The sequence below is a fragment of the Peribacillus sp. NPDC097197 genome (genome assembly GCF_050278025.1).
Taxonomy (GTDB): Bacteria; Bacillota; Bacilli; order Bacillales; family DSM-1321; genus Peribacillus.
Map to the genome: position 1 here is coordinate 1 of NZ_JBNNST010000022.1, position 13,750 is coordinate 13,750.

Here is a 13,750-nt window from a genome sequence, read left to right on the forward strand (position 1 = left end):
AGTAAATTATTATAGAAATAGAAAAACAGGTGGAGAAAAACAACTCGTTTTTCTCCACCTGTTTTATTTTAGGGACTTATTAGACAGCCCCTTTTGCATGTGGAGTATTCTTATAGTGCACGTGACCAATGTCGATGTTGGGCAATCGCCTCAATGAAACTAGCAGTGGATTTACCCTCTGCATCTGCAGTAATCGTGACAACTCCTGTAATAGGATCACCTGCTGGTATTCCTGCCTGGATCAGAATATCGGCTGCTTCTGTCCCTGCCCCAATCGCTTTGAAATGGTTATAAGCTTCGTCAACAAAATAGATGGCATCTTTTACAGCTTTCAATTGCTCAATGCTTTTCTTGCCACCCGCCACATAAACGGCATCATATAAAACCGAGTCTGCAGTCAGGAAGCTTTGACTCACCTCTAGTTGTTGCCCTTCTTCACTCGTAATCATTCCGCGATTCGTACTGATGATTTCAGCCATGATTCCAGCTGTTTTAAATGCGTCCATGACTTGGTCCATTTCAGAGCCCTTAAATCCATCGGCAGCCAATACAGCCACTTTACGCGTTGCAGGCGTAATGATCTTATTTTGCTCCTGGCTTAAAGCCGGTGAAGCCAATTCTACTTCCGATTCATTTTTATTGGTAGGAGGGTTTACACCGACTCCTTCCGCAATTTTTTCAGCCAATTTCAAGTCCACATTGCTGAACATCTCAACAATTTGTTGTTGGAGATCTTTACTTTTCACTTTACCCACTTCAAAATGGAAAGCTTCGATTATATGTTCTTTTTCCACGTCCGTCATACTATTCCAGAATAGTTTCGCTTGGCTGTAATGATCTTTAAAGCTTTCACTACGCTGACGCACTTTTCGGCCATCTACCTTCTCTTGGTAGTGAGCATATCCACCTTCCGCTTCCGATGCAGGTTCGGGAGAGTTATTGGCTAGCCCATTTTTATGGTAGCTGACTTGTCCTTGGTTGATCGTCATGCGATGCATACCATCACGTTGATTATTGTTAACCGGTGCTACTGAGCGGTTAATCGGAATCTCATGGAAATTCGGTCCACCCAAACGTGAAAGCTGGGTATCTGTATACGAGAATAGTCGTCCTTGAAGCAACGGATCATTGGAGAAATCAATGCCCGGTACGACATGCCCAGGGTGAAAAGCGATTTGTTCCGTCTCGGCGAAGAAATTATCCGTATTTTGGTTCAATACCATTTTCCCGATAATTTTCACTGGAATCTGTTCTTCCGGCCATAGTTTCGTAGGATCTAGGATGTCGAAGTCGAAGTTGAATTCATCTTCCTCCTTAATCATTTGCACACCAAATTCGAACTCGGGGTAATTTCCTGCTTCAATCGCTTCCCACAAGTCTTGACGGTGGAAATCAGAATTTTTCCCGGCAATCTTCTGAGCCTCGTCCCATACAAGGGATTTCACACCAAGAACAGGCTTCCAATGGAACTTGACGAAATGGGAGACGCCTTCTGCATTCACAAAACGGAAAGTATGGACACCGAATCCTTCCATCATGCGAAAGCTTCTAGGAATGGCTCTATCCGACAAATGCCACATTACCATGTGGGCTGTTTCTTCATTGTTCGCAACAAAATCCCAAAATGTATCATGGGCGCTTGCAGCTTGAGGTATTTCATTATGGGGTTCTGGTTTAACAGCATGGATCAAATCGGGGAATTTAATCGCATCCTGTATGAAAAATACCGGGATATTATTCCCAACCAGGTCATAGTTCCCCTCTTCGGTGTAAAACTTCGTTGAAAATCCACGGACATCCCGGACGGAATCTGCTGAGCCGCGTGAACCCGCTACAGTCGAGTAACGTACGAATACTGGTGTCTTAACAGAAGGGTCTTGTAGAAATTTTGCCTTTGTAAATTCCTTCATTGACTCATACACCTGGAAATAACCATGTGCGCCTGATCCACGTGCATGTACAATTCGCTCAGGAATACGCTCATGGTCAAAATGAGTCATTTTTTCACGGAAATGAAAGTCCTCCATCAACGTCGGACCACGGTCACCCGCCTTCAAAGAATGCTCATCTTCGGAAACCCGCAAACCTTGATTGGTTGTCATCTTTTTCCCGTTATCATCCACTCTATATTGTTCCAACTGTTGGTTCTTGCTTTGTTCATTATCTTTTTTCATCCTTGTCTTTCCCTCCAGTACCTTGTCGATAAAAGTCGATGTATAGTCCATTTCATGATGTATGTATGCTAAATAAGTATCTTATTCTTTAATACCACCCTAATTTCATCGATAAACAGGAATCACAAAAGTTATAGGACAAGAGTTCTTTAAAAGCTTAAGACAAATGACGACCTAGAGATGTATCCGCTACTCCTTCCATGTTTTTTTATAAAAAAATGGCTACGGAGATGCTGTTCTCCATAGCCATTACTCATGATAATCTTTTTGCTTCTTACACTTCGCCTTCCGCAAGCCAAGGGAAAAATCCATCTAGGAATTTCTCGGTCGCAGGCATGAAGTATGAGCCGTAATGATAGTCGGGGTCAAGTGTCATGATTACCCAAGTACCTTTTGTACTAACCTTGTCGATGTATAGGACAGCTCCGCCATCTTCCGTTGAAACCAGGATATCTGTCCCTGCCGGAGGCCAATACACCCCGTGTTGGTGCCATGTCGCATCGGCAAGTGTAAGATAGCGACTGAATAAATCATGATCGGGACGTTGCAACACTAAACCACTTTTGGCATCCTTATCAAGCCACCACCAAAAGTTCGTTTCTCTGAATTCCCAATTATGGCCTGGTAGCCATTCATTTAACTGTGGTCCAAAGGAAACGATGATCCCTCCCTCATCAGCAAAATCCATAATTTTCTTCATGGATTTCATGAGTAGGCCCATATGCAACTGGGAAGGAAGAAGGATTACATCAAATTCATCTATAGACGTTTTTTCTAAATCGGGAAGATAAATAAGTTTCTCAATGTATTTTCTGTATTTCGGTTCGGTATATGTCCGATTATGTTGCGAACTGCCTCCATCGATGACTGCAATTTTTCTCATCCCATTTCACCTCTCTCCTGAAGCGTTGAATACTCATCCCGTACCCATTGTATGAGTTGTGGACCAATGCGCTTTTTCGTTCCACTCGCATTCATCGCACCAAATAGGTCACTACCTGCATGAACCAAAATAGTGCCCTTTGTACTATTCCTGTCAATATACGTGATAGGTTCTCCGCCAGGTAAGGTCAACAGAACTTCCGCTCCTTCGGGAATTGGATGGTGCCCCCTTGCGAAAAATCCCGAAACTCCTTTATTATAAGTCATATCATCTTCCTCTACCCCGTCAAAGATTGGATGGCGATGATCGATTGAAACCTCATAATCCTTGTAACTATGAATGGTTTTAGGGATGAAGGAAGAACCTCCAGGTAACCAGTCCAAAAACAAATTCCCACTGAAAACGACAATCTTCTTATCATCCAAAAACTCACGAATGACTTCTTTATGTCTAAATAAGAATTTCTGATCGATTAACCCTTGAACGACCAAGCATTTATAAGGTTTTAAGTCTATATTGGGCAGTTCATATGTATCAACAAAGGTAAAGTCATCCTGATATTGCGGGTCATTCACCCTTGCCTTTCCAAAGTAACTTCCTGTGTCAAGCATCAGAAAGTCCGTTCTATTCTTATTCACTTTTTTTCCTCCTTCGTGTTGCTCTAACTCTAACAATGCTGTTGTGAGACTTTGTGTGAATAGATCCTTAAGGGGTACAAGATTGGGATGTTCCCCTGTACTTTACTGGAAAACCCTATCCGCCAAAGAAGGGACTAAAAGGACTTCCCTATAAGCATGATACGGACTATACAGTAATCGTACTTTAAATTTATCATCGTTGATAATCATTATCAATGGAAGTATTTTTTCCTTTTATAAAAAACCTCCAATTATAAAGGTTTCATGTCGATTATTATATTCTAGAATCGATTTATTTATTTTTTGAATAATAAAATTTGTGACTTTAGCAAGAAAGGATCTTAATTCTATAAAGCCATTTCCTTTGGAACCAAAGAAAAAGGATTTCTCCCCATGGAAGAAACCCTTTTTCTTTATTCCCGCTTTGCACACTCTTACAAGCCCTTGCTACTGTCTTTGCGATTCCATTTGAGCAGTTTTGGATCTTTAATTTTCATTTCCTTTTTATTCTCCCAATCCTCTTCCGTTCCGTCAGCCTCATACTCCTTAATTTCTTCAATAATCCATTTCTTCTTATCGGCATTATAAATCATGGAAAAGTCACGCACCGCTTTATAAGAAAGGTCATCCATTTTCTTTTTGTTTTTGAGTTTCATTTTGCTGTGATAGGACACTACAGCTACCGCTTCCGCTCTCCACTGATTATCAAAGTAACTGATATCCAAATCATCCAGATTAATGACGGCCCCTAAATATTGTGAATGTACTTCATCGACATAATTTTTGACCTGTTCAAAGTTTTCCGCAACAATGGAGGTATCATCTTTAATGTCATCTGAAACATTGGTAAGCTTCTTGGTATCAAAACTGCTGGTTTCAAATACGGCCCAGTCATGATTGAAAACATCGACAGCGGACATGACCGATTTTTGTACATCTTTATCATTTCTAGCCAAGGAATCAGGATCCACTACAAGCGTGACTTCCTTAGATCCACCCCAGACATCTATCTTATCCTTTTTCATGAAAGTACCCAGTTTGTTCTTTACTGTAGTGACCGTGTTATACGTCCCAGGCAAAAATGGACCATACGTGCCCTTCTTACTCTCTTTTACGGATTCCTTCAAGTCATCTACAGAAAGGGATAGTTGATCTTCATCATTTTGTCCCGTCACTTTAATGAATCCGGTTTTGACTCTCATTTTGTATTCCTTGAAAATGCCCCATTTTTTCCCCGACTCCACCAAGCTGACTTGCTGGTTGGTTGCCGAAAAATCCTTATCTTCTACTTGTTCATCCAATCCGTCCTTGATGGCATCAAAACTCGAGTCATTTTTGTTTAAGTACGTAGCAAATGCCTTAATGGATGCATTATTTACCACCGTTCCCTTTTTATCAGGATCGAGTAACTCCTTAAGTTGGTCCGTATCTTTCTTTTCAACTGCTTCTGTAAAGGATGCCACTACTTTTTTGGGTTTATTGTTTTGTTGAACGAAAAGCATGGTGACCAAGACCACGGCAATTAAGGCAACAGCGGAGACCCCACTTATAATCCAAGCTTTTTTCGACATATCTCACTGCTCCTTTAATATTTTGATCCTGCAGCAAAAATATTCGTTAATCTTTCTTGACCATCTTGTGATGAATTAACGTTCCACTTTCCATCCTCTTCTATCATATGAATCTTTAAATCTTCGCCTTCTTCTACTTCTTGGTTATTTATGATTTTATCGAATTTAGATATTAAATACTTTTTGGTACCTTTTTCATCGTATTTTTTCGTTTTTTCTCTATATTCATATTGGTATTCTGAAAGGTCTTCATATATGTTTCGCAATGAAACCGTTGAGAATTCAATTAGCACCACGGCTTTTCCATTTGCCTTGGCAGATGTGACCGTTTTAAACTCGGCCTTTTGTGACTGAGCCGATTTATAAGCAGCATAAAGTTTATCTACTTCTTCATCAGTCAATTTCCCCACAAAGTACCTTTTAATTTTCTCTTTGAATACCTTTTTCGCTTCTTCCTGTATAACCGCTTTATCAGCAGATACTAGTTTTTCATAATCACTATTGTCTTTATCCAGGTATATCGAATCAATATAAGCAGCTAACGCTTTCGCCGGGTCTTGAAGGGCATCAAAACTTTCAGCATAATCTGCCGTGTTCACCTTAATGATCACTTCTTCAATTTTCTTTTCATAGTCTTCTGAAGCCGCTTTTATCCCTATTTCATACTCTTTATCTTTTTCTACTTCAAAAAAGCCTGTGGTCGTTTTCGTTTTGCCGGCACCCAAATCGCCACTAGACTCAAACTCAATCCCTACGTTGGTGTTATATGCATCTGAAATGGCATTTGTCTCTTCATCGCCATCGTATAACTTAAATCCATCTCTTGTTGAGAGTCGAATGCCATCCTTTGATTTATTACTCAACTTAAATTTAACAGCCAGGACTCCTTTTTCTGTACCTTCTTCAGCCACACCATCATCTTTTCCAAGTAGCACAAAAGATGCATCCTCAATGGATACCTCTAAATCCTTATTCTTACTCTTGCTATCGCTCTTTTTTTCCGAAGATCCACTAGAACTGCTGCATGCAGATAACAACAGCATACAAATAAACAATAGCGAAATACCCCTTAACTTAGACACCATCAAAATTCCCCCCTATAAATAAGTAAAAGACCGCACACTTTCCAGCGAGATCTTTGGATAGGGAAAAAGAATACCGAGAACCATTAGTTAATGCAGATCAATGATTTAGACTAGTATGTATTGGATTCTTTTTCCACTTATCTTTATTTACCTCTAATCGACCTACCACAAACCCAAAAACAACCTATTTTATGAATATTTTGGTATAATTTTTATAGTTGAACAGGCATAAAGTATATAGGTCATATCCACTTCTTTACTTTCATGAGCCATTTTAACCATTCCCCTATTAAACCAGAAAGCCCGCTACGATTTTTTCCCATAAATTAAAACTGCACACAAAAAAAGATCATCCCTTAGGACGACCTTTATATCAATTGCTAACACTATGTAACTCACGGTAATAAGGTTCTTTGTATCTTCGCACATGTTTTTCGCGGGAAAACCAAGGATAGGATGTCCAGTGAAGTCTCCGGGTAGCTTCTGATGTGCCACTCCGTAAGAAAGGTGAATGTTTCCGTTGTTTCACTAGTATTAGAGCGAACCTGGCCTTACAAGAATCAGAAAAGATATATGTACGTCTTTTCCGGTTCTTCCTGCCATTTATCGTTTATTTGCCTCGGAAACCTTCAAAACCTTGCCTTTGACTTTCGTATTCTTCATCACTTTCAAGACCAGCGGACCTTTTCCATTCAATATCTCTACATAGGAAACATTATCCTGAATGGTTATAATGCCGATGTCCTCTGCATTTACTCCATCTATTTTTGCAATGGTACCCACGAAATCTACGGCCCTGATTTTCTTTTTCTTGCCGCCATTAAAATACAGCTTCATAATTTGTCTGTTAAGCTGTTCACTTTTACTTTTTTTAATTTTTGGCCGTGTCTTTAGCTTCGCTTCAAAATCATTCTTCATGTCCAAGATATATTCTTTTGATGGAGCCGGCATGGTAGGGATCGTAAATCCGATATAGCTTTGAATCTCGGTGAGGAACTTACCTTCGAATGGAGTCACAAATGTGATTGCCTTCCCCTGTTTACCCGCACGTCCTGTTCTACCTGTACGATGGACATAGCTTTCCTTTTCAAGTGGTAGGTCATAATTGATGACATGGGTGATATTATCAATATCAATTCCACGTGCCGCTACATCGGTCGCGACTAGATAGCGGAATTCACCTCTTCTGAACTCGTCCATCACTGCCAGGCGGTCCTCCTGAAGCATCCCTCCATGAATCATATCGCATGGATACTCTAATTCCACTAACTGCTCACATACTTGGTCGACCTTGTCTTTTGTGCGACAGAAAATGATGCAGCTATCTGGATTTTCGACAATCGTAACATCTCTAAGCAGGGTAAACTTTTCATCTTCCTTGACTTCAATAACAGCATGTTCGATTTTTTCAGTCGTTAAGCCGGTTGCCTTTATTTCAATATCCAAAGGTTCCTTCATATATTTATGGCACAGTTTTTTAATGCTATCTGGTAAAGTAGCGGAAAACAGCATCGTCACACGATCCTGCGGCAGTACTTTAATGATGGCTTCCACTTGCTCGATGAATCCCATATTTAACATTTCATCGGCTTCATCGATTACCAAATGGGTTAATCGGTCTAAAGCGAATGTACCTCTTTCAATATGATCAAGGACACGTCCAGGCGTACCCACAACCACGTGGCTCTTTTGCTTCAACTCCGCTTTTTGCTGGGCAAAGGGAGACTTCCCATATACCGCAGTTGCTTTAATCCGTTTAAATCGACCAATATTCGTAATGTCCTCCTTAATCTGTACGGCAAGCTCTCGCGTTGGTGTTAAAATGAGCGCCTGTGGCTTATTCTCCTGCCAATCGACCATATCACAGAGCGGTATGCCGAATGCAGCCGTTTTTCCGCTTCCCGTTTGCGACTTCACGACCAGGTCCCTTTTTTGCAAAGCAACAGGAATCACTTCACGTTGCACTTCCGTTGGATGCTGATAGCCTAGGCTTTCCAACGCCCGAACGATTTCATCACTTAATTTATAATCAATAAACTTAATTTCCGTCATATAACAGCCTCTTTTATTGTTTAGTATCTTGCTTTATTGTTTCCGTAATTGTTATTTCCTTATACTAAATTCTATTATACGCGATATGCATCAATAAACCTTATAATTCCTAAACCAATTCCTGCTTCAAAGACTTCCCTTCATGCCATCCGGGTATAATACTTTTTGAAAGACAAATAATAAGATGGTTCGATATATACTCAAAACAGCAAATCCAGTATAGAATTCACTATCAACAGTTATTGATTAATCAAAATGGATTATAAGCTTAATAATGTGCTAAAATATGTATGTAATGAATCAGTTAAATAACCTTAAAAGGAGAGATTAATGATGATAATCGTAGCAAATAAAATCAAAGTAAAAAAAGGAATGGGAGCAGTAATGGCACCAGGCTTTACGGCACCAGGCCCTCTAGATACGACAGAAGGCTTCGTTAAAGTTGAAGTATTGTTAACACAAAACTTAACGGACTACGACGAACTAAACGTGAATATGTACTGGGAAAACATGGACAGCTTTACTGCATGGAGAAACAGTGACGCGTTTAAAGCTGCACATAAACGTCCAGAACCTTCTTCAGATGAAGCTAAAAAAGAATCACCAATTATTGGTAGCGAAATTGTCACATATGAAATCGCTTCTGTAAAAGAAATCGCTAAATAATCAACTTCTCATTTAAATGAGGCTGTATCCTTACAGCCCCATTTTTCTTGTTTTTAGAAGCATGGCCGTTCATCTTTCAGCATAAAAAAACAGTATGTGTGTAAAAACATACTGTTTTTTCTATACATGGGGCCTTTCTCAGTTGGCCTCTGCTTTTTTGATTTGTTTACTTCTTAACTGACCACAGGCAGCATCTATATCCGTACCATGTTCCTGACGGATTTTACAATTCACGCCTCTCTTTTTCAGCGTATCATAAAATGCGAGCACTGACTCCTTCTCGCTTCTTTGATATTGACTGTGTTCATCTACAGGGTTATATGGAATCAAGTTTACATATAAACGATGTTTCTTGTCATCAAGCAATTCGGCAAGTTGTTCGGCTTCTTCTCGATGATCGTTGACGTCCCTCAATAGGATATACTCAATCGTAATTCTACGATTCGTTTTTTCCAAGTAATAATCCAATGACTTCATTAATTTTTCGATTGGAATGCCACGATTTATTTTCATGATTCTCGTTCTTAGTTCATTATTCGGGGCATGTAAAGAAATGGCCAAATTAACCTGTAATTGAGTATCGGTGAATTCATAGATTTTATTAGCCAGCCCACTCGTGGAAACAGTAATGCGTCTTGCTGCAATAGCCAACCCTTTATGGTCCATGATGACCTTCAAAAAGTCGATCATATTATCGAAATTATCAAAAGGCTCGCCAATCCCCATTACGACTACATGACTGACGATATCCCCTTGTCCCAACTGATCAAGATGGAGTTGAACATTCATGATCTGTTCCACTATTTCTCCAGCAGTTAAGTCACGGCTCTTCGCTAATAAACCGCTTGCGCAAAAACTACAGCCTATATTACAGCCTACTTGGGTCGTGACACAAACGGATATCCCATACTTATGGCGCATCATGACCGTTTCAATCAGGTTACCATCCAGTAATTTGAATAGAAACTTGATTGTCCCATCCGCCGACTCCTGTTTAACATGTTCAGTCAAAGTCTGGATGACAAAGTTTTCTTCCAGCAGTTGAATGCACTCTTTATTAACATCTGTCATTTCAGAGAAATCGGTAACGCGCGTCCGATAAAGCCATTCCCAGACTTGGGTTGCCCGGAATTTTTTATGGCCATGCTCCAAAAGCCAAGCTGTCAATTGTTCAAATGTTAATCCATAAATGGACTCTTTATTCATATGGTTACCCTCTTTTCATAACGTTAAGATTAAATTCTTTACCTAGCTAACGCTACCACCCATCATCGATTGGGTGATTATTTATGGTATGGCTCATTTCTATTTATCCGAAACGCCCGATAGATCTGTTCCAACAAAACTAACTTCATGAGTTGATGCGGAAAGGTCATTTTAGAAAAAGAAAGGGCGTAATCGCTTCTAGAAATCACATCGGCACTAAGCCCCAGTGAACCACCAATAATAAAGGCAAGTTTGCTTTTTCCATAAGTGGCAAGTTGGTCAATATGGGTCGCAAGTTGCTCAGAAGTGAGCTGCTTCCCATTGATTTCAAGCGTAATCACATAAGTATCCTGGCTGATTTTCGCCAAGATCCGTTCACCTTCTCTTTGCTTGACGATATCCATATCCGCTGCACTCAAGTTTTCTGGTGCCTTTTCATCAGGCACTTCTATAAAATCTATATTAGCATAGGCTCCTAGCCGTTTTGTATATTCGGCCATTCCTTGCTTTAAGTATTTTTCTTTGAGCTTGCCAACCGTAACGATCGTTATCTTCATATATATCCTCTGACTTTCCATATGTTTTTAGTTCAATTGTTGGAAGTACCTCCTATTATCATACCTTAGAGAGACCCATAAACAAAACAAGCAAATCCTTTCCAAATCCAAAAGTGAAGATTTAAGAGACTTACCTATAAAGAATATTGGACTATATTTGCTTCCTAAATAACAAAAAACCAGCCCTTCTAAAAGAAAGTGCCGGTGGTTTTTCATTATGACTTTTTCCAGTATTTTAGTCTTTCAAAATAGGTTACGAACAGGTTATCCACAAAACTTATCCACATATCCACAATTTCTATCCACATCTTGTATGGGAATATTAGTTCCCTACTAGATATATTGCCACGTTTCGACAATATTCACAGGTTGTTGATAACTTATTTTCTTCTGAAACCAGCGTTAATAACGGATACGTTTCACACTCATATACAACTTCATCAAGCGCCATATCAACGTGTTCCTGACAACAATATAGGTTCATTCCTCATTCTCCTTTTCATTTTTTATTGGCCAATCTATTGATGCCACTTATCCACAATTCGTTTAGTATTCATCATATTCGGCAAAATATCCACAAGTAATGGTATCAAACGATAATAAAAACACAAGCAAAAAAACAGGGAAAGCAAAACTCCCCTGCTTTATTGCTTTTAGATTTCTCCACTTGAAAGCTTAATTTCTGCGGTTTCCTTTTTCCCATCTCGGTAATAAGTGATTTTTACAGTGTCACCAATTTTCTTTTCATTGTACAGGTACTTCCTTAATTCAACGATATCATGAATTTTTTCATTATCCATACCAACAATTACATCAAATTCCTCTAGGCCTGCTTTTGCCGCTGGTGAGTTACTTTGAACGCCAGTCACAGCCACACCAGAGGTTACTTTGTTTGGCAATTTTAATGTATTTTGCTGATGGTACTGTGAAATTTCTTCCACTGATGCCAGGTTGACGCCTAAGTAGGCACGTTTCACTTCACCATATTTCTCAATATCACTGATAATAGGAATCGCTGAATCAATCGGGATGGATAGACCAATGCCTTCTACGGCATTTTCCGCAATCTTCATGGAATTGATCCCAATGACCTGACCGGACATGTTTACGAGGGCCCCGCCACTATTTCCTGGGTTAATCGCCGCATCGGTTTGGATAACTTCTGCATTCCAGTCTACCTGTCCGTCCTCATCGATATCCACTTCAATGGTACGCTCTACTCCTGAGATGATTCCTTGTGTAACGGATCCAGAGAATTGAAGTCCTAATGGGTTACCAATCGCTATGACTGGTTCACCTGGCTTTAATTTTTCGGTTGTGCCAAACTCTGCTACCGTCTTAACTTTATCCGCTTCCACTACCACGACAGCTAAATCCGTCCAAGGGTCACTTCCTTGTAGCTCGGCAGGTAGCTTGGTTCCATCACTTAACGTGACCTCTAACTCATTAGCATTCTCGATAACATGATTGTTCGTGACAATATAGGCTTTGCCACCATCCTTTTTATATACGACTCCAGATCCAGTACCCGCTTCGGCTGAACTGCTTTCGTTGCCTTTTCCGCCCCAGAAGGAAGTTTCCTGAATATTGGAGATGCCAACAACTGCATCGCTTGCCTTATCAACCGCACCCGTGACAGCACTTGTGACCTCTACGGAAACTTTCTGCTGAATTGGCTTGGCCTCTTCACCATCCGTTGAATTTTCCGTCTGGTTTGGGTTTGTTTCATCATTTAATACCCCACCGCCCGGGAATGCTAATAAAATCAGCAGAGCCCCAATGATGGCGCCTCCTAAGCCTGATAGAAAATAACCTGTACGGCTTCCTTTTTTCTGTTTATTTTGGTTCTCTTCGTTCTCCAAGACCGCTCCATCCTCTCTTTTTAGGAATGAATTATAGCAATTACTAGTGTTTGATATCCACCCTTAATTATACTCAATTAACAAGAAATATCTAAAAAAATGTATGCCATATTTAGCTTACTGCCTCTTTTTTTATCATCATTTTTCTATTCATTCAGTACTAACCAACCAATACCCTTTTTAATCCCCTTACTAACTAACCCATTAAAAATAAAAAAGGAATGAAGCAGGTTTCCCCACTCATTCCTTTACTCATTATAGTGTAACAAGCTCTGTTGGTCTTTTGGGATCCGTATCGTAGAGCGAAAACTGCTCGCCAACAATAATCCCTTTCGTTTTTAAGGTTTGCTCCACTGACATTCTTGCAAGGTCTTTCATATTATTATCCATACTTAAATGGGCCAAGTATATCCGTTTCGTCTTGTCCCCTGCCACTTCACTCATGGCAAGGGCAGCATCTTCATTGCATACATGTCCAACATCGCTTAAAATCCGGCGCTTGATGCTCCATGGATATCGACCCATCCGAAGCATGGACACATCATGGTTGCTCTCAAACACATAGGCATCAGCATTCGTGATGATGCCTTTCATCCGATCGCTGACATAACCTGTGTCGGTTATGACCACAAGTTTTTTTCCTCCCTGATGGAATACATAAAACATCGGCTCGGCAGCATCATGAGATACACCAAACGATTCAATATCAAGGCTTCCAAAGGTTTTGACTTGTTCCATTTCAAAGGCGAATTTCTGTTCAGGAGAAATCTCCCCGATGGAATGCTCCATTGCTTGCCATGTCTTTGTATTCGCATATATGGGGAGCTTATGTTTTCTAGCGACGACTCCCAGACCTTTAATGTGGTCGCTATGTTCATGCGTAACCAGGATTCCAGAAAGCTTGGACATATCTCGGCCGATATCCTGAAATAATCCTTCCAAGGCTTTCCCACTCAATCCCGCATCGACAAGGAAAGATTGGTCCTCCGTCTCCACGAACAAGGCATTTCCCGTACTCCCACTTGCGAGTACACTAAAATGCATAGTCATCTATAC

At 40.2% G+C, this 13,750-nt stretch carries 12 protein-coding genes; 1 reads left to right on the plus strand and 11 read right to left on the minus strand.

All coding sequences use genetic code 11. The features are described from left to right. Window positions 1-110: 110 nt before the first annotated feature. From ACQKL6_RS19185 to ACQKL6_RS19210, 6 genes are all read right to left on the minus strand, one after another. Window positions 111-2,174 carry a catalase gene (locus tag ACQKL6_RS19185; protein WP_402955050.1) on the minus strand — a complete coding sequence of 688 codons (2,064 nt, stop codon included), beginning with the start codon at window positions 2,172-2,174 and terminating at the stop codon, window positions 111-113. Between the two features lie 274 nt (window positions 2,175-2,448). Beyond that, entirely contained in the window at window positions 2,449-3,057 is a 609-nt protein-coding gene (locus ACQKL6_RS19190) for a hypothetical protein (RefSeq protein WP_402991141.1), read from the minus strand. After that, window positions 3,054-3,695, minus strand: a complete 642-nt coding sequence (locus ACQKL6_RS19195; protein ID WP_402991138.1) for a phosphate starvation-inducible protein PhoH — start codon at window positions 3,693-3,695, stop codon at window positions 3,054-3,056. Before ACQKL6_RS19195 ends, ACQKL6_RS19190 begins: the two co-directional genes overlap by 4 nt. Window positions 3,696-4,129: 434 nt before the next feature. Further along, a complete protein-coding gene (locus ACQKL6_RS19200; protein ID WP_402870006.1) occupies window positions 4,130-5,266 on the minus strand; it encodes a TcaA second domain-containing protein in 1,137 nt (378 codons plus the stop codon). Between the two features lie 14 nt (window positions 5,267-5,280). Continuing rightward, on the minus strand, window positions 5,281-6,351 hold the full coding sequence (locus ACQKL6_RS19205; protein WP_402955062.1) for a DUF5105 domain-containing protein: 1,071 nt from the start codon (window positions 6,349-6,351) through the stop codon (window positions 5,281-5,283). Between the two features lie 603 nt (window positions 6,352-6,954). After that, on the minus strand, window positions 6,955-8,403 hold the full coding sequence (locus ACQKL6_RS19210) for a DEAD/DEAH box helicase (RefSeq protein WP_427651749.1): 1,449 nt from the start codon (window positions 8,401-8,403) through the stop codon (window positions 6,955-6,957). 333 nt (window positions 8,404-8,736) lie between these two features. On the opposite strand from ACQKL6_RS19210, the gene ACQKL6_RS19215 reads away from it, so the two are divergent. Continuing rightward, window positions 8,737-9,069: a heme oxygenase gene (locus ACQKL6_RS19215; RefSeq protein ID WP_402869999.1), complete on the plus strand. Its 333-nt coding sequence runs from the start codon at window positions 8,737-8,739 to the stop codon at window positions 9,067-9,069. A gap of 138 nt (window positions 9,070-9,207) precedes the next feature. On the opposite strand, the gene rlmN is transcribed toward ACQKL6_RS19215, so the two are convergent. The 5 genes from rlmN to ACQKL6_RS19240 all read right to left on the minus strand — a co-directional run bounded on the left by rlmN (window position 9,208) and on the right by ACQKL6_RS19240 (window position 13,744). Next, window positions 9,208-10,275, minus strand: a complete 1,068-nt coding sequence (gene rlmN, locus ACQKL6_RS19220; protein WP_402955070.1) for a 23S rRNA (adenine(2503)-C(2))-methyltransferase RlmN — start codon at window positions 10,273-10,275, stop codon at window positions 9,208-9,210. A 77-nt stretch (window positions 10,276-10,352) separates the two neighbouring features. After that, window positions 10,353-10,832: a 23S rRNA (pseudouridine(1915)-N(3))-methyltransferase RlmH gene (gene rlmH, locus ACQKL6_RS19225; protein WP_427651750.1), complete on the minus strand. Its 480-nt coding sequence runs from the start codon at window positions 10,830-10,832 to the stop codon at window positions 10,353-10,355. 322 nt (window positions 10,833-11,154) lie between these two features. Next, on the minus strand, window positions 11,155-11,316 hold the full coding sequence (locus ACQKL6_RS19230) for a CxxH/CxxC protein (protein ID WP_402869992.1): 162 nt from the start codon (window positions 11,314-11,316) through the stop codon (window positions 11,155-11,157). A gap of 169 nt (window positions 11,317-11,485) precedes the next feature. Further along, on the minus strand, window positions 11,486-12,694 hold the full coding sequence (locus ACQKL6_RS19235; protein WP_402869987.1) for a S1C family serine protease: 1,209 nt from the start codon (window positions 12,692-12,694) through the stop codon (window positions 11,486-11,488). Between the two features lie 255 nt (window positions 12,695-12,949). After that, window positions 12,950-13,744, minus strand: a complete 795-nt coding sequence (locus ACQKL6_RS19240) for an MBL fold metallo-hydrolase (protein ID WP_427651751.1) — start codon at window positions 13,742-13,744, stop codon at window positions 12,950-12,952. Between the last annotated feature and the right edge of the window lie 6 nt (window positions 13,745-13,750).